Here is a 16,345-nt window from a genome sequence, read left to right on the forward strand (position 1 = left end):
TTTCTTCGTCTGTATGGGCATGGTGGCGAGAACCCGGCAGCATCGGCATGCCGACTTCGCGGCTTCGACCGCCTTGGGTCTGCTTGACCTGCTACTCGTCGGCGCCGTCCTCTCGCTCGGGATGGACGGCATCTGGACCGCTGACTGGATGGGCTACCCGGGTCCGATGGATCCGCAGGGAGGTTCCTACCAGGGTGACGTCGTGTCGTTCTTGGCGTGGTCGTGTGCGATCACCGTGCTCCTCGCGGCCGCTTTGCGGGCGTGGGTATCCATGACGGTTCAGCTCCTATTGCTCGGTGGCGGTGCTCTGTTCGTCGCCTCGCTGCCGACCTATTGGAGCAGCTGACAGGCTCCGGACGTGCCTGGACGCCTCCCCGGTGCGGACGGTGTCCGCATGCGCGTATCCGTCGTCCTGCCGCGGACGACACCGGTCCAGAGGTCTCACCACCGGGCTCGGCCCCAGATCTGGCCCGGCCCCTACCGCCCCACCCCCCGCCCCGCAATCCTCCCGCCCCGGCGGCGGCGTCGTGTCGCCCGAGTCCGCCTCCGGGCCCGTCAGCACCCGTGCGTTCAGCCCGCACTCGATCTGTTTGACCGAGTGGAACACCACCAGGTCCTCGGGGCCTCCCTCGAAGCGGGGGCCGCCGCCGACCAGCATGCCGACGAGCATCGCGCCGTACACCTTGTGGCCGTCGATCACCGTGTCGATCGGCACGAAGACGGGTGCGCCCGAGTCGCCGGAGTGCACGATGTTCACGCCCTCCTTGCCCGCGAGGACGAGGCCCCTCGTGCACAGGTGGCCCGGCTCCTCGTCGCAGGACACGCCGCTGGTCAGGTTGTACACCTCGATGTCGCAGACCAGCTTGGTCACCTTGCCGCTGACACAGACCTTCTGGCCGACCACCGGGCCGTCCGCCTTTCCGAGGACGCGCCGCGCGACCGGCGTGCTCGGTGTGCCGCCGTCCGTCCAGAAGGTCGGAGCGTACTCCTGCAGCCTGTCGGAATCCCTTGCGTGGCGCCGAGCCTCGGAGGGACCGAGCCGTGGAGAGCCGGCCTCAGGGTGACGTAACGGGCCCGGGCGGAACGGGCCGGAAGGATGCGATGGTGCGCGACGAAGCTGTGGTCCTCAGCGCTGCCGTACGGAACGCGGGACGAGACGCCCGAGGCGAGCGCACGCTATGGAGCGGGGTATGTCTCGTACGACGCTGGAGGCATCGCGTACCAACAAACTCGGAGTCCCGTCGCTCACGGCGACCACTCGCACCATGTCTCGGCCCCCCCGGCCCCTGTACGCACAGCGGATCCCGTCCAGTGTCCCGGATTCCGCCGACGCCACGCACGCAAGAGCCCATCATCATCCAAATGAGTGAAGGGGGCTCTGGTGGGGCACGCCGTCGCGCAGGTCAGTCGTACGGCAGCAGCGAGCCGAGCGGTCCCAGGTCGAGGTTCAGGTCTTCGCGGCGGAGGCCGTGGCGCTCGCAGAGTTCCGTCATGCGCTCGTCCAGGAGCATGAGCGCGGTGCCGACCCGCTCCTCCTGCTCGGCGGTGAGATCGCCCGCGTCGAACCGGCGGACCGCCTGGCGCTCCATCAGCTGACGGAGCAGTTCGACGACGGTCAGGACGAGCGAGGCCAGGTCGCGCCCGACCTCTTCGGCATCGAGGTCCACGCGCGCGGTACGGGTCACAGCGGGCCCCCGTCCCCCCACGGCGCGGGGACACGCTCGCTCACCGACGCCAGCAGGGCGTGCAGCGAGATGCGTACGAGGGGAACCTCGGCGATGGCGATGACCAGGTCCCCGCTGACCACCACGCCGGTGCCGAGGACCCGGTCGAGGAGGTCGACCAGGGGGACGCCGATCGGCGCGCCACTGTCCGGTCCCTGCCAGGAGACGGGTTCGGCGGTGGTGTGCGGACTCATGCGCGGCTCCCCGCGGCGTCCCGTCGGACGGTCTCGTGCGGGCCTCGGTCGCGCGGCTCGGCGGTGGTCGTCAGGCGGTCGCCCGGACTGCCCGCGACCTCTGTGAAGGAGGCCGCGTCCACGAACGAATACGGCACCCACGGGCCCGTGATCTCGATCTCGACCTCGGAGTCCTGGAACTCGGGCGCCGCCCGCAACTGCTCGATCAGTGCCAGGAGTTCGGTGTCGCGGCCTTCCGGGACCAGGTAGGCGGCGTTCATGATCTGGGCACGGTCGCGGCCGGTGACCTCGGCGCTGTGCGGCCGCCTTCGTACGGTGGCGTCGGCGAGGGAGAGGACCGCGCGGTCGAGCAACTCGGCTGCCTGTACGGCCCGTTCCCTGCGCTGTTCCCGTGCCTGACCGCGGTCACGGAGACGGGTCAGGTAGGCGCGGCCGGTGGCCGGGCCCGGCGTCGAAGTCGGGGGCGCGGCGGATGTCGGTTCCGGTGAAGGGGCAGAGGTCGCGAGCAGGTTGACCTTCACCGCCCACTCCGCACGGCCCGCGATCCGGGCCAGACCGCGTTCGAAGCGGGGCGCGTGCGCGAGCAGAGCGGTACGGGCCCGTTCCTGCGAGTGGAAGAGTGTCGCCAGCGGAAGCGGGACCGCAGCTCCTCGCGCGGCGAACGCGGTGACCACCGCGTGGTGGGCGCGCACGCAGCGTTCCAGGGTCGCCGGCTCGGACAGCCGCCCGTGCAGGGATTCCTCCGAGTACGTGTCCGCCGGCACGTCCTGGACCACGGCCCACAGCGCACCCACCGGAATGAGACGCAGGGGACCGCCGCCCTCGTGGCCCGACAGCTCTGGGGGAAGGTCCGGGCCGCGGCCCCGGCGGACGGCGAACACGCACACGGCGTGCGGGGCGGTCGTCGTGTCGGCCATCAGCGGGGAGTCTCCTTCGTCCGTTCCTGTCGGGCGTCGCGGTCCTGTCGAGAGTCACGGTCCTGTCGAGAGTCACGGTCCTGTCGGGGTTCGTGGTCCTGACGCAGCTCGCGGTCCTTGCGGTCCGCGTGGTCGCCGGCCGGGTCCAGTTCGTCCAGCCGTTCGCGCAGACGGCGGTTCTCCTCGCGGAGGTCGTCGCGGGCGGCGCGCGACGAGAGCGCCGGGTCCGTCTCCCACCAATCGATGCCGGCCTTGCGCGCGGTGTCGACGGAGGCGATGAACAGCCGTACCCGGATGGTGAGCAGCTCGATGTCCAGCAGGTCGATCTTGATGTCACCGGCGATGACGATGCCCTTGTCAAGCACGCGTTCGAGGATGTCCGCGAGGCTGCCGTCGGCGGGACCCACCGCGTGCGGCGCCTGCGGGGTGCGCCAGGTGTCGAGATCGCTCATGACAGCCGGTCACCGCCTCCGGCGCGTACGGGGACGGTCCCGCTCGTCGTCGTCCTCGTCCTCGTAATCCTCGCCGTCCGCTTCTTCGTCTTCGTCTTCGTCCGCGTCCTCCGGATACTCCTCGTCCTCGGGCTCGTCGCTCTCGCCCTCCTCGGCGTCGCGGGCGTCGTCCCCTTCGCCGTCGTCCTCCGCGTAGTCGTCCTCGTCCTCACGGCCGCCGCCGCTGTCGCCGTCGTTGTTGTCGTTGTTGTCGTCGTCCTCCAGACCCTCCTCGTGGGACCGGACGACCTCGCCGTCGCGGATCTCCCCGCGCCAGCCCTCCACTTCCTCGTCCGCGTTCAACGTCACGTAACGGGCGAAGTGCTTGAGGTCGAGTCGAAGGCGACGGCCCTGAGCGCGCCACAGATTGCCGGTCTTCTCGAAGAAGCCGGCCGGGTAGTACTCGACGATCAGGACGATGCGGGTCAGCGTCGGGCCGAGTTCGTGGAAACTGACGGCACCACGAGTGCTGCCCTTGCTGCCCTCGGACGACCAGACGATCCTGTCGTCGGGCAGCTGCTCCTGCACCGTGGCCTTCCAACTCCGGTTGGAGGGGCCGACCTTCAGCTTCCAGTCGGAGCTGACCTCATCCGACGTGGAAACGCTCTTCACGCCCTTGGTGAAGCCGCTGAACTCCTCGAACTGCGTCCAGTGGTCGTACGCGGTGCGCAACGGGACACCCACGTCGACGGTTTCGACGATGCTGGTGACCTTGGCGTCACCACCTCCGCCGCCACCACCCGACGAGAACAGGTCCTTCGCCTTGCCGACGACGCTGTCCTTCACATCCTTGGCCTTCTCGGCCAACCCCGCCTTGATCGGCGACTCGCCCTTCGCCGCCCGGGCTCCCACACGCGACAGTGTGCCGCCGTTCTCGGCGGCGTCCTGCAGCTTGTCGGTGAGGCCGCCCAACGCGTCGCCCGCCCGGTCCGACAGATGCTGGGCCTGAGCGCCGAGGAAGTCCGTGAACTCGCTGCGGAGCCGGTCCATGCCGGATTCGCCACCACCTCCGCCCTGCCGGCCGCCGCCCTTCTTGCCGTTCCCGGCGCTGTGTTTCCGTTCGGCCATGGCCGGTCAGCTCCTCTGCCTCGAACGCGGCGTCGACTTCCCGGCTGCCTTCTTGCCGGCGCCGGTCTTCCTCGCGGTGGTCTTCTTTACGGTGGTCTTCTTCGCCTGGGTGGTCTTCTTGCTCGGTGCGGTCTTCCGCGTCGCGGTCTTCTTCGTGGCGCTCTTCTTGCTCGGAGCGGCCTTCTTGCTTGCCGCGGTCTTCTTTGCCGAAGCCGTCTTGTTCGCCGCGGTCGTCTTCGCGGTGGCCTTCTTGGCAGGGGCCTTTTTCGCCGGTGCGGCCTTCTTGGCCGCTGTCGCCTTCTTGGCCGGCGCCGCCTTCTTCGCGGGTGCCGCCTTCTTGGCCGGCGCGGCCTTCTTTGCCGGTGCGGCTTTCCTCGCCGGTGCGGCTTTTTTCGCCGTCGACTTGGAAGGGCCGGTCTTCTTCGCCGCAGCCGTCTTCTTCGCCGACGGCGAGGACTTCTTGGCCGGCGGGGCGGACTTCTTGGCCGGCGGAGAGGACCTCTTCGTGGCAGGGCGGCGCTCGGAGGCGGACCCACCGTCGCCGGAACCTCCGCGAGCCGCGCCCGACGGTTCCGCGTCACCCGCTCGACCGGACGGCGACGAGCGGCCGGACGCCTGCCGGCCCGACCTGCCCGTCCTGCCGGTCTTGCCCGACGCCGACTTCTTCGACGCGGTCCTCTTGGCCGCGCCCCGCTTCGTCGCGGAGCGGGCGGCCGAACGTTCCCGGCCCGTGTCCCGCCCCGTGTCCCGGCGCGACGACGCCTGACGGTCCGGCTCCCGACGCGAGCGCTCGCTGCGGTCACGGGTGCGGCCATGCCTGCGCGACGGCTGACGACCCCTCGACGAGGTCACGCCCTCCCCGGCGTCCTCATCCTCGTCCGCTTCGCCATCGTCTTCGTCGTCTTCGTCCTCTTCGTCTTCGTCTGCGTCCGAATCTTCCGGCCCGTAGTCGTCCTCGCCGTCGTCGTACCGGCCCTCCCGCTCGTCCTCGTCGCCGTAGTCCTCGTCCTCATCCTCGTCCTCGTACGCGTCCGGCTCGTCGTCCTCGTCCTCGTCCCGTCCGCCAGATCCCGAGCGCAAGGCCTGCGTGCGTTCGTGCAGCATGTCCGCGAAGGAAGCCAGCTGCCGGTCCGCGGCGGCGGACACGGCCGAGCGGCCCGCGCCCATCAGCTCGCCCCGCACCTGGTCGGTCAGTTCGGCGAACTGCGGTGTGTCGCGCAGCCGTTGCATGCCCTGGTTGAGCAGTTCCTGCGGGGAGAGGCTGAACTTCCGGCCCGCGAGGTACGTGCCCACGGCGAAGGCGAGCTTCGCCTTCTTCGTACGGCCGAGGAGGTAGCCGCCCGCCACAGCGGCGCCGAGAGCGATCTTGCTGGTTTCGTTCATGAGGAAGTCCCGTATGGATCGATGACGGACGACGTCGCGGGGACGTCAGGAGGCCGGTCGGTGAGGTCGCCGCTCCAACAGATCGAGCAGCTTCTCCTCCTCGCGTTCGAAGTGGTCGAGGTCGATCTCGCCCTCGTCCAACGCTTCGTTGAGGGCGGCGAGCCGGGCCCTGACGGCGTCCGGCGAGTACATCTCGTCCTCCGCCGCCTCGATCAGCCGGTCCGCGACCCAGCCGACGCCGCGTACGGGAGCCAGGGGAAGCAGGAGCAGGCCGCTGATGAGTCCCACGTCAGACAGCCGTGGGGACGGGGTCGGCGGGCACGAAGCTGTAGCAGGGCAACGGGCCGGTGAGGGTCAGCGTGATCCGTCCCCGATGCCGGTCGGCGAGCGCGTCGACGGCCCGCCGGAAGGCGGTCGCGGCGGTGTGCGGTACGAGGAAGGAGGCATTGAGCGCGCCTCCCGTGATGTCCCGCCCTTCGCTGAACTCGGCCGCCAGCGGGCGCAGTTCCGCCACGACGTCGGCGGCGGCCTGTTCGGCCCGCCGCTGCAGCCCCACGGCCACGGCCTCACCGAGGCGCACGTTGGCCTCGTATCCCGGCCGCCGCCGCGTGCTCTCCCGCAGGGCGCGCAGGCTCGCGTCCTCCCGCAGGAGGTCGGGCAGGGCATCGGGTACGTGAACGCCCTTGAGGTTCCACTCGGCCTTGCCGGCCAGCCGTTCCAGCCCGGCGAGGTGAGTCGGCCTTGCGGCATCCAGTCCGGCGAGGACGGTATCGGCGTCGGGAGCGATCACGCCGAAACGCATCGGCAGTACGGCGCCGTGGTCGGCGAGCACGCGGAGCACCTCCTGGTGAGCGCTCAGATCGCGGCGCCGGGCCCGCGGCCGGCCGCTCACGGGGCTGACGACGGCGGCAAGACCGTCCCGGCCCACCACGGACACCGAGGCCTTCGCGTCACCGACGGCACGGCACCGCTTCGCGTGCGCGGCCGTGTCGGGGCCGGCGATGGCGTACACGTACAGGCCGTACGGTGCGGGGGGAGCGGGCACGGTCAGTCCTCATCGTCGTCTTCGTCACGGCGTCGCGAACGCGGCCGCCGGCTGTCGGCGCGGTTGCCGGATCCGCTGCGGGAGTGGGCGGGCGTACGGGAAGGGGCGCGGCGGCGGGGGCCGGAGTCATCGCGATCCTGGCGCTCCCGACGTTGCTCGCGCTCGTAGTCACCGTCGACCTGGTCGTCATCGTCATCGTCGTCGGAGGGGCCGAGGCCCAGGGTGCCCTTGACCTTGTCGCCCACGGACCGTGCCGCGCTCTTGGCGCCGGCCTTGCCGAGCGCCCCGACGGGGCCACCCCCGCCGAACAGCTCGGGGACGGTCTTGCTGCGGGAGTCGTGTTCGAGGTCGAGGCGGTTGCACGCCTCGGCGAAGCGGAGATAGGTGTCGACGGACGCGATCACGATGCGGGCGTCGATCTTCAGGATCTCGATGCCGACCAGCGAGACGCGCACGAAGACGTCGATCACCATGCCGCGGTCGAGTATGAGCTCGAGGACGTCGTAGAGGGTGCCGGCGCGTGGTGCGCACGCGACGACGTCCTCGCTGTAGGTGGTGGTCATGGCGGGCCCTGCTCCTTTCGACGGCGCACGCGTCCTGGCGACGGCGCACGCGGTGACGCCTCAGCTGTCCGCCCAGCCGCGGCGGTAGCGGCGGACTCTGCGGTACTGCGTCAGGCGGCCGTGCGCGTCCAGATCCACCTCGTAGGTGGCCAGGAGGCTGGTGGTGTCCGGGATGCGCGGGACTTCGAGCACGTCCACGCACACCCGCCACCCGTCGCTCTCGGTCGGACAGACGGCGGACACCCCTTCGGCGGGGTGCCCGATGAGGTCGCTCAACGTCCGGCAGGCCTCGCGGACCAGTTCCCCCAGGTCCCCGGCACCGCGCTCGGCGGACCGGCGCGCGGGGGCCTGGCTGCGTCGTGAACGCTGCTCCGTCATGCGACCACTCTTGAACGGGCCGGGCGCGACGGCACGGCCTGATAGACCGAACAGGTAGCGGCCGCGCAGGCCGAGCGTCCCAGTCGGTCACAGGGGAGCCCGACCTCCACCTGCGCGGAGGGCTCCCCCTGCCGGGCGCAGTCGTCCAGCGCCGCCACGGATCGGCCACCGGCGCGGGCTGCCGCACCGGTGGCCAGGGCCAGGTGAACTCTTCAGTAGGAGGCGTTCTTCTTGCCTCGCAGGTGTGCGCTCTTGCGTCGCGCCGTGGCGACGACGCATGCGACAACGGTGCCGGTCAGTCCCCCGAAGAGCAGACCGCCGACGGGGTCGCCGTCGCCGGCCCACGAGGTGGCGACGGCGACGGCGCACCATGCCACGCCGACGGCCAGGGCGATGCGGTCACCATTGAGCGTGCGCCATGCGGACCGGCGGTGGGACCGCTTCGTCAGCCAGATCTCGACGAGGACGAAGACGGCGATGAGCGCGAGCCAGAGGAACGTCACGGTATGCACCCTTCTCCGCGGAGATCTCAGCCGCCGCAGCCGTCGCTGCCGGGTGGAAACTCCCCCCACGCCAAGATGATCTTGAAGGAGAGTGTCATATGCCGTGGCCGGTATGAACGGTGGTTATCGGATCTACATAAGAAGCAGGACCAAAGTCTCACCAAAGGGACTTTGGTCCTGGATCGGCGGGCCGACCTCACGATGGGGCGCGGTCCGAAGGTGGCCAGACGTAGGGCAGGTCGCCGGGGACGTCGGGGAAGAGTGGGGAGTAGATCTCCGGCGCCTTGCGCACCAGCGCCGAGCGGTGGCTGCGGTGGAAGGCCGGGTCCCCCAGCCAGGGAGGCAGCTCGCCGTCCTCGGTGAGCTCCTGCTGCGTGCGTACGGCGGCGCCGGGACGATGCCGGTCGAAGTCGGTGACCAGAGTGGCCGCACACGTGTCGCCGCGCCCCTCCGCCACCCAGACCGCGCACACGTCGAGGCCGTAGCGGACCAGCGCCTCCTCGTAGCCGGTCCACATGCGCACCGCCGGGTGATGCCGCCATCCGTAGCCGGGCACCGTCAGGCCGCGCAGCACCTGGAGGGCCTCGACCCGCTGTTTGCCCAGGCGGGCCCGGTCCAGGACGGAGGCGGATCGGGTGAAGTCGGCGTACGGGAGAAAGGTCTGCACGCCGCATGCCTACCGCGGCGGGCCGGATCCCACCCCTCCGTGCGTGCGGCGGGTCGGCCGCCCGACCAACGCCTCGTACCGGCCGGACATGGCCGCCGCGTGAGCGCGGAGCCCCGTGTCTGAGCCCCGCGCCCCGCGCCCCGCGTCCGAGCCCCGCGCTACCCTCACATCCGCGGATTCGGCGTCAGCAGCGCGAAGACCGCCCCGGCGGGGTCCGCGGCCCAGGCGATCCGCCCGACCTGCGGGACGTCCGCCGCCGGTACGACCACGCTTCCGTTGCCGTCCTGAATCGAGGCGACCGTGGCGTCGACGTCCGCCACACGGAAGTACGGCACCCACCTCGGCCTCCCGTCAGCACCCTCCTCCTGCGCGACGCCGCCGAAGGAGCCCTCCTCCTGGTCGCCGTCGGCGATGCTGAGCACTTGGTACCGCATGCCGGGCGCCTGCATCTCGGAGTGCCGCCACCCGAAGACGCCGGCGTAGAAGGAGATGTCCGCGTCGGAGTCCGGTACGTGCAGCTCCACCCACACCAGCGTGTTCTCCTCGGAGGCCACCTCAAGGCCGCCGGTCTTCGCGGGCTGCCAGATCGCGAACTCGGCGCCCTGCGGGTCGGTGAACTGTGCCAGCCGGCCCTCGCCCATCACGTCCATGGGCTCCAGCCGGACCGTCCCGCCCCCGTCGCGGACGGCCCGCGTGGTGGCATCGGCGTCCGGGCTCTGGAAGTGGACCATCCAGGCCGACCGCGCGCCCTCCTCGTTGAGTGGGCCGAGCGCGGCGACGGTCCTGCCGCCGATGCGGAAGAAGCCGTAGCCGCCCGCCTCGGGTCCGGCGGAGGCGAACTCCCAGCCGAAGACCCGGCCGTAGAACGCGGCGGCCGCGTCGGTGTCGGGGCTGCCGAGGTCGAGCCAGTTGGGCGATCCGGTGCGGAAGTCGGTGCCGAGCATGATGCCTCCTGGATGTGCGCGGGTCCGCGAGTGCCGCCCGCCACGATGCCGAGCCCCCGCCGACAATGACCCGTACAAGCCGTACGGGACCGCCCGATCCACCCGTACGGGGGAAGGGACGGCCGGTCCGGGTACGACGATGACCCCACCCAGGCCGAGAGGCGGGTCCGAGGTTCAGTCTTGAGTCTGCCGCCCGCGCCAGTCGAGGGCCGCGGCGGCGGCCAGGCGCTGCGCCGCCGGGACGTGCTGAAGCACACTGCGGATGGCCCGAAAGCGGCGCTCGGACAGAGCGTCCAGCATCTCGCGGGCGCGCGCGGTCAGCGTCAGCCCGATTTCCCGGCGATTGGTCGTGGCACGGTGGCGCACGAGGAGCCCTGCCGCCTCCAACCTGTCGCAGAGCCTGCTGACAGTGGGGGGAGCGGCGCCGACCTTCTCCGCCATTCTGGTGAGATTGATCCCCGGAGACCGATGGGTGATCAGCAGGGCCTGCAGCTGCAAACTCGACAGCCGCGGATCGGCTGTCCTGGCAGCCTCGCTCCAGGCCTCCACCAGGGCTTCTGCGTTTTCGGACACCTGCCGGGCAAGCGCATCCAGGGAATCGTCCGAAGCTCCCGCGCGGTCCATGTGGCCGTCACTCCCATTGAACAGGTGCCCATTCCCTTCAGGACGCTCTCACCCGCCTCACGCGGCGCTTCCTGGAACGGTCAACAGTCAACGTGCCCTGTCTGACGAAGTTATTCTCGTTGACACCCTCTTTCACGTGCAAACTTTTCCGGATCGGCAGGAAGGTGGGCCGAGGGCCCCAGTCGGCGTCCCGGTCTATGAAGTGAGAGGCCCCCGCGGTCCACCGGGCCTGCGGACGCAAGGTCAGGGTCACCCGTCACGCCGCCGCGATGGTTCAACCCCCGAGCCGGGGGATCCGGGCCTGGATGGTCTTTCCCGAGCCGGGGCCGGGGGTGATGGTCAGGCCGGTGGTGAGGCGGCGGACCATGTGCCAGCCGAAGCCGCCGCTGCCACCGTTCAGGTCCGGGGTCCGTTCACGCGGGCGTACCGGACTGGGGTCGCTGACCGCGACGGTCACCAGGTCTGCCGTGGCGGACAGTTCGAGGGTGTACCGCCCGCCGCCGTGCCGCAGCGCGTTGGTGGCGAGCTCGGAGACCACCAGTACGAGCGTGTCCGCCCTGGCGGGGTCCGGGGCCGGGGTGAGGCTGTCGGTGAAGGCGCGCGCGGCCTCGCGAGCCTGGCGGACGCTTTCGGTGCTGTGACCTCGCACCACGGTCGGCGAGGAGGATGTCGAAGGGGGCGTGATCTTCGTGTCGTGCATACGCGTTCACCCCACCTGTCATCGGTTGTGCCGCTTTGCAGTGCCGGGTCACATGCCCCCTCCGGCTGCGCACACACCTGGACCACACACCCGGGCGCAACTTTCCGGCACCCGTGGGCGGTAGAACACCATCATCGTGACACGCAGAAAATGTGTGACGGCGATGGTAGACATTCGTCATCGTGGTGGCTAACGTCTTGCCCATCGCCAGGAGATCGGTAAGGCGCGGCAGACATGAACTGCCGCGCATGCAGGACCAGTAGGTAGTGGCACGGCAGTGGAATGGCGGGGCCGAAAGGATCTCGGGGTCCCGCCACTGGCTGCCGGGCCGGGCGGCTCAGCGGGGCCGCCGGTACGCAGGAACCTGCTGGTAGTAACCAGCAAGTGCAGGATCGGGAAGAAGAGCAGGAAGAAGAGAAGGAAGCAGACGCCATCAGGATCGCCCGGGCGGGAACGTCGTCGGCCCGGGTGCCGCAGGCCCCAGAACGGAAGGTGGTCCCACGGTTACGCACAAGCGATCCCCGCATACATCCCCCTCTTCCGAGAGGGTGAGCGGAAAGAGAATGCTGGCGCAGCAGTAAGCCGGCAGATGGTGTTCAAATCCCGAGGGGCCTGGTGTCGTACGGCACCAGGCCCCTTGATACGTTCCCGCGAGAATTCCCTGCGCCATGCGCACCTCCGTGAACTCGTCAACCGGGACGCTCTGTTCGCCTGCACTTCCATGACCTGGACCCTGCCTATGCCGACTGCAGTGCGTCAGGGCTGAACGCCGAGTGGGGCCGAGGCCCGGGTGTACTCGAACACCCGGGCCACAGAGGGATGGAGCGGGCCGCGCAGGAGGAAGGCGGCGCCGTTGCGCAGGGTCTCCATACGGGCCTGAAGCAGCGCGCGGACGCCGACGCAGTCGCAGAAAGTCACCTCGGCCATGGTGATCAGAATCTGGTCGGGGTGAGCATCAAGGCAGGTGCGGACAGCTTCGTACAGGGCGCCGACGGTCCCCAGATCCATCTCGCCCGCCAAGCGAATCGTGTGCTGCCCTGCCACTTGCACCGTCTCGGCATGCAGTTCCACTGACGCGTGAAGAATGTGGATCACTTCTCCTTCTCGGTAAGGAGTCACGCCCTCCGGACTTCCGCGTATAGCCAGAAACGCCGGAGCCACACCTGTCGGGCGGTGGTCACCGCCGCACGGGTGAAGGGGTGGTCCTTTGAGCGAATCCGTGACAGCTGCGTTGACGGCGCGCAACGGCGGAGGCGGAGGCGGCTACGGCACGCTCTTGCCTTGTCCACGTCTGTCTCGGTCCGATGGCGGGGGTGAGCCATCCCACCGCGGGATCCTTCTGACGGGCCCGGCGGCCTGCGGGTGCGCGCGCACGAACGTGGGGCAGAGGGGGCAGGAAGTGAGGCGGAAGCGCATCGTCTCCCAGACCGCGGAACCACGGCCCGGCAAGAAGGGGGATGCCTGCCGGACCTCTACGTGTCCGGGATGCAGACCGCTTCCGCCTCACACGGAGCTAGAGATCAACTCCGTAATGGTCAAGCACCTTCACCAGTGCGGTCCAGAGAGCTTTCACTCCCAAGGCGACCGCGACCCGCGAAGCTGCCTTACGTAACCAACCAGATCTCACCTGGCCGGACTCCGTGGCGACCATTCCTGCACCTCATCTCATCGGGCCGGAACCTACGCGGACGACGTAGGCTCCCCCTAGCTGGGCCCACGTCATTCCACGCGTCCATAGGTCCCGGCCCTGCCTTGAGATGAGGCCCTTGCATCGTACCCGCGCGTGCGTGATCGGGTCGATGCCGGGCCACGCACACCAACGAGCCGATTTGGTGGGCTACTTCGCGCTTGCGCGGACGCTGAGCAGCGCAGGATCTGAAGGCCGTCTCTTCACGTCGTACATTGCGCTGCAGCACGAACTGTGCCGCTCGGGACCCAAGTTGGACGTCAGCCCGCCGTCAGCACCCGCTCCAGCCAGGAACGTCGGGCCTGCCACGCCGCCCGGCTGATCGTCGCGTCCGGGACCACCAGGTCGAACGTGTGGTAGCCGCCGGACCCCACATGGAGCTCGGCAGAGCCGCCGGCCCGCCAGATCCGGTCGGCGTAGGCGACGGCCTGGTCGCGCAGCGTCTCCGCGGAGCCGACGTCGATGAAGGCGGGCGGCAGTCCGGACAGATCCGTGGCGCGGGCAGGTGCGGCGTAGGGCGACACGTCCGGGCCTCCACGCTCGGAACCGAGCAGAGCCTGCCACCCGAAGCCGTTCCAGCCACGGTCCCAGACATCGACACCGTCCATCTGATGGGCCGAAGCACTGTGACTTCATCGGTATCGAGAAGACCGACCAGCACGCCGAAGTCGCGGCGGACCGGCTCACCGAGACCGTGCAGCAGAGCTCCTGAACGCCTACGGCTGGAGCGACATCATCGACATCGGCCCCTTCGCCGCGGCCTGCGGCCCGCGGCCTAGAGAGGCACGCCCACTTTCACACCGCCGTCGACCTCGCTCTCGGTGGCCGCTTCGGCGTAAAGATCATCCGCTGAGACGGATGTTCCGTAACTCCTCATTCCGGCGCCGAATCGCGAGCCGCAGCCGCATCCGCGCCGGTCGGCCCGGCGGTGGCGGGATCCGATGTCACGCGTGATCCGGGATGGCGCAGCGCGCACAAGAACGCGATGCCGAGCGCGATGGCCATCCCGTAGAAGACCCACTGGTTGGCCTGGGCGAAGTCCATCTGGATGTCGCCCATCGCTTCACGCATCCGTGTCGCCGCCGGTCCGTCCCCGGTCGGAGTGCGTCCGTCCGCGTTCCCGGAGACGGCCTCGGCCACCGAGCGCCCGGTGTTCCGGGCTTCGTCCGGCGACAGGCCCCGGCTCTCCATGGTGTCCGCCACGCGGTTGGTCGTCATGTGCGTGAGTATCGTGCCGAAGACGGCAAGGCCCACGCTCGCCGCGAAGTTGCGCACCGTCTGGGTGATGCCGGTGACTTCGCCGTACGAGGCGCCGATGGCCCTGTTGACCGCGTCTGTTGAGGCTGGGGCCAGCAGGAACCCGATGCCCGCGCCGGCCAGAGCCACGTAGGGCCACTGGTCGTGCATCGACAGATCGGTCAGCTTGCCGGCCCAGAGCGCGAAACCGACCGCCCCGAGGGCCGTGCCGATCTTCAGGGCCGGTCGGGCGCCCTTCTTGTCGAGAATTCGGCCGCCCCATTGGGAGGTGATGGCGAAGCCCACGAAGAAGTACAGCAAATACAGTGCCGCCTGGTTCGGCGAGGCGCTGAGCGAGACCTGGGCGTACACGGAGGCGAAGAAGAACAGCGGGACGAACGCGAGCATCGCGAAGAACAGGACGAGGTTGTCCACGGTGAACGCCTTGTCCCTGAACACCTGCATCCTGATCAGGGGTTGAGCCACCGTCAGCTCATAGCGGACGAACACCGCGAGCACCGCCAGGCCGCCGATGATGCAGACCCAGGTCAGCACACTGCTCCAGCCCCATGCCTGGGCCTGTTGCAGACCCAGCACACTCAGTCCCATGCCCACCGCGACCAGTACGGCTCCCCGGAAATCGAGCTTCTCCGGCCGCCGCACGTTGGGGACATGGGCCATGAAGGTGAGGATGAGCGCGATCACGGCGACCGGGACGTTGACCCAGAAGATCGAGCGCCACGTCCACCCGGTGAGCCACCCGCCCAGGAGGGGGCCGACGGCCGTGAGAGCGCCCGACAGGCCGAAGAACAGGGCGAGCGCCCGTCCGCGTTTCTCGACCGGGAAGACGTTGACCACGACGGCGAGCGCCGCGGGGAACATCAGAGCAGCTCCCAGCCCCTGGGTGGCGCGGAAGATGATCAGCCAGGTCTGCGCGAAATCGCCTTTGGGGACGCATCCGCAGAGGACCGATGAGATGACGAAGACGAGGGTGCCGATCAGCATGATCCGGCGGTTGCCGATGAGGTCGGCGAGCCGCCCGCCGAGGGCGAAGAAGGCCGCGAGGGCGAGCAAATACGCGTTGATGACCCACTGCATCCCGGAGGATGTGAGGCCGAGCTCCTCGATGATGTCCGGCGCGGCGATGGACACGATGGTTTGGTCGATGAATGTCATCGACACCGCGAACAGCATGGCCGCGAGCGCGAGAGTCTGGTTCGGCGCGCTCGCCGACGAGGGGCCGGCGGAGACCGTCCGGGACCTTTTGGTACCCATGTGATCAAGTCTGTACCCGACTGGCGGCGCACGCACGTCACGCAGGCACGCCCGCCTCTGCGCGGTGTGAGGCGCCAGGGAGATCACCGGCCCCTTGACGGACCCGGGCGGTCTCCAGAACCGAATCTCCTCCCGAGCGCCGGGCAGGCCCGCGGACGCGATACCCACGACGAGAACCGGCGCATGTTCCGCCGCCCGGCACGGGGCGCTAGCGGCTGTCTCGTCCGTCTTTCGCCGTGCCGCGCGTTGCCGTATAGCAGTGAGCCTGGCGTCTGCAGCTGCTGTTCGCCCTCACCATGGCCCATGAGGGGGACTGGCCACCGCCCCGGCCAAGAGGCGTCGATCTACGGGCGTTGCATCCGGTGAAGTGGAATCTGTGTTGGGCGGTGGGCCGGCAGGGCATCTGGCGCCCGCGGACCTGCTGCCGCCAGCCTCGTTCCCTGCCGGACAACGGCAAGTCATAGCCACCGTATGACAAGAGCGACCCGCCCGAGCAGAGGCCTGGATGATGCACGCCGGCCGCCACGCCCGCGACTGCGAACGGCTCGTCCAGCACTAGCCCGGCTTGCCTATGGCGCGGTCACCCGCGCCCGCCTCTGGCTCGCCCCGGGCAGCCCGTCATGGACCAACGACCATGCTGATGGAACGCCTCCGGCATAGCTCCTTCCCGGGGCCGAGGGGATACCAGTGCCGTGTGCCAGCTCTTCCAGTCAGAGGTTCCACGGGGAGTCCTCGGCGGTTAAGGGCGTGGGGTCGAAGTCTCCGACGGATTCCTCTTTTTGAAGCGTGCCGAGAGCTCTTCGGGGTCCACGTCGTTGTCGAGGTTGATCTCGAGTTCCGGAACTCGACGAGTGCGTACACCAAGGGTTCGACGTCGCGGTAGAGCGTGATGCAGCCGGAGCGGGCGCCCGGCTCCGAGCCCGAACAGTCCTGGCCGAACGGAACC

Annotated in this window: 19 protein-coding genes and 1 pseudogene; 1 reads left to right on the plus strand and 19 read right to left on the minus strand. The window is 69.5% G+C overall.

From position 1 onward, the window contains the following. Positions 1–13: 13 nt before the first annotated feature. Positions 14–346: a hypothetical protein gene (locus ACZ6CV_RS24160; protein ID WP_469252804.1), complete on the plus strand. Its 333-nt coding sequence runs from the start codon at positions 14–16 to the stop codon at positions 344–346. Here the strand turns inward: ACZ6CV_RS24160 and ACZ6CV_RS24165 are convergent. The 19 genes and pseudogenes from ACZ6CV_RS24165 to ACZ6CV_RS24255 all read right to left on the minus strand — a co-directional run bounded on the left by ACZ6CV_RS24165 (position 287) and on the right by ACZ6CV_RS24255 (position 15,399). Further along, positions 287–904 (minus strand): hypothetical protein, encoded by a 618-nt coding sequence (locus tag ACZ6CV_RS24165; protein WP_469252805.1) that lies wholly within the window; start codon positions 902–904, stop codon positions 287–289. The two genes, ACZ6CV_RS24160 and ACZ6CV_RS24165, sit on opposite strands and share 60 nt — an antisense overlap. Positions 905–1,403: 499 nt before the next feature. Then, positions 1,404–1,685, minus strand: coding sequence for a gas vesicle protein K (locus tag ACZ6CV_RS24170; RefSeq protein WP_355809676.1), 282 nt, complete (start codon positions 1,683–1,685; stop codon positions 1,404–1,406). Further along, the gene (locus tag ACZ6CV_RS24175) at positions 1,682–1,918 is read right to left on the minus strand and encodes a gas vesicle protein (RefSeq protein ID WP_469252806.1); all 237 of its coding nucleotides are present in this window, start codon (positions 1,916–1,918) and stop codon (positions 1,682–1,684) included. Before ACZ6CV_RS24175 ends, ACZ6CV_RS24170 begins: the two co-directional genes overlap by 4 nt. Beyond that, complete coding sequence (locus ACZ6CV_RS24180; protein ID WP_469252807.1) at positions 1,915–2,835, minus strand: GvpL/GvpF family gas vesicle protein; 921 nt, start codon at positions 2,833–2,835, stop codon at positions 1,915–1,917. Before ACZ6CV_RS24180 ends, ACZ6CV_RS24175 begins: the two co-directional genes overlap by 4 nt. Continuing rightward, positions 2,835–3,287, minus strand: coding sequence for a gas vesicle protein (locus ACZ6CV_RS24185; RefSeq protein ID WP_469252808.1), 453 nt, complete (start codon positions 3,285–3,287; stop codon positions 2,835–2,837). The genes ACZ6CV_RS24180 and ACZ6CV_RS24185 overlap by 1 nt, the downstream gene beginning before the upstream one ends. Before the next feature lie 9 nt (positions 3,288–3,296). After that, a complete protein-coding gene (locus ACZ6CV_RS24190) occupies positions 3,297–4,394 on the minus strand; it encodes an SRPBCC family protein (RefSeq protein WP_469252809.1) in 1,098 nt (365 codons plus the stop codon). A gap of 6 nt (positions 4,395–4,400) precedes the next feature. Then, positions 4,401–5,777, minus strand: coding sequence for a histone protein (locus ACZ6CV_RS24195; RefSeq protein ID WP_469252810.1), 1,377 nt, complete (start codon positions 5,775–5,777; stop codon positions 4,401–4,403). 45 nt (positions 5,778–5,822) lie between these two features. Next, positions 5,823–6,065 (minus strand): gas vesicle protein GvpG, encoded by a 243-nt coding sequence (locus ACZ6CV_RS24200; protein ID WP_355809663.1) that lies wholly within the window; start codon positions 6,063–6,065, stop codon positions 5,823–5,825. 1 nt (position 6,066) lies between these two features. Continuing rightward, the gene (locus ACZ6CV_RS24205; RefSeq protein WP_469252811.1) at positions 6,067–6,822 is read right to left on the minus strand and encodes a GvpL/GvpF family gas vesicle protein; all 756 of its coding nucleotides are present in this window, start codon (positions 6,820–6,822) and stop codon (positions 6,067–6,069) included. 2 nt (positions 6,823–6,824) lie between these two features. After that, the gene (gene gvpJ, locus ACZ6CV_RS24210; RefSeq protein WP_469252812.1) at positions 6,825–7,385 is read right to left on the minus strand and encodes a gas vesicle protein GvpJ; all 561 of its coding nucleotides are present in this window, start codon (positions 7,383–7,385) and stop codon (positions 6,825–6,827) included. A gap of 60 nt (positions 7,386–7,445) precedes the next feature. Continuing rightward, complete coding sequence (locus tag ACZ6CV_RS24215) at positions 7,446–7,763, minus strand: gas vesicle protein GvpO (RefSeq protein WP_362373612.1); 318 nt, start codon at positions 7,761–7,763, stop codon at positions 7,446–7,448. Positions 7,764–7,975: 212 nt separating this feature from the next. Beyond that, the gene (locus tag ACZ6CV_RS24220; protein WP_469252813.1) at positions 7,976–8,266 is read right to left on the minus strand and encodes a hypothetical protein; all 291 of its coding nucleotides are present in this window, start codon (positions 8,264–8,266) and stop codon (positions 7,976–7,978) included. Positions 8,267–8,462: 196 nt separating this feature from the next. Beyond that, complete coding sequence (locus ACZ6CV_RS24225; protein ID WP_469252814.1) at positions 8,463–8,933, minus strand: MSMEG_6728 family protein; 471 nt, start codon at positions 8,931–8,933, stop codon at positions 8,463–8,465. A 164-nt stretch (positions 8,934–9,097) separates the two neighbouring features. Then, positions 9,098–9,877, minus strand: coding sequence for a VOC family protein (locus tag ACZ6CV_RS24230; RefSeq protein WP_469252815.1), 780 nt, complete (start codon positions 9,875–9,877; stop codon positions 9,098–9,100). A gap of 174 nt (positions 9,878–10,051) precedes the next feature. Beyond that, positions 10,052–10,501, minus strand: a complete 450-nt coding sequence (locus ACZ6CV_RS24235) for a MarR family transcriptional regulator (RefSeq protein ID WP_469252816.1) — start codon at positions 10,499–10,501, stop codon at positions 10,052–10,054. Positions 10,502–10,775: 274 nt separating this feature from the next. Next, on the minus strand, positions 10,776–11,201 hold the full coding sequence (locus tag ACZ6CV_RS24240) for an ATP-binding protein (protein ID WP_469252817.1): 426 nt from the start codon (positions 11,199–11,201) through the stop codon (positions 10,776–10,778). Positions 11,202–11,957: 756 nt separating this feature from the next. Next, positions 11,958–12,296 (minus strand): STAS domain-containing protein, encoded by a 339-nt coding sequence (locus ACZ6CV_RS24245; protein WP_469252818.1) that lies wholly within the window; start codon positions 12,294–12,296, stop codon positions 11,958–11,960. 852 nt (positions 12,297–13,148) lie between these two features. Next, positions 13,149–13,508: pseudogene (locus tag ACZ6CV_RS24250) on the minus strand (alpha/beta hydrolase); the annotation flags it as partial. A 253-nt stretch (positions 13,509–13,761) separates the two neighbouring features. After that, positions 13,762–15,399 carry an MFS transporter gene (locus ACZ6CV_RS24255; protein WP_469253018.1) on the minus strand — a complete coding sequence of 546 codons (1,638 nt, stop codon included), beginning with the start codon at positions 15,397–15,399 and terminating at the stop codon, positions 13,762–13,764. Positions 15,400–16,345 lie beyond the last annotated feature (946 nt).

Source organism: Streptomyces sp. NPDC041713 (assembly GCF_055591085.1).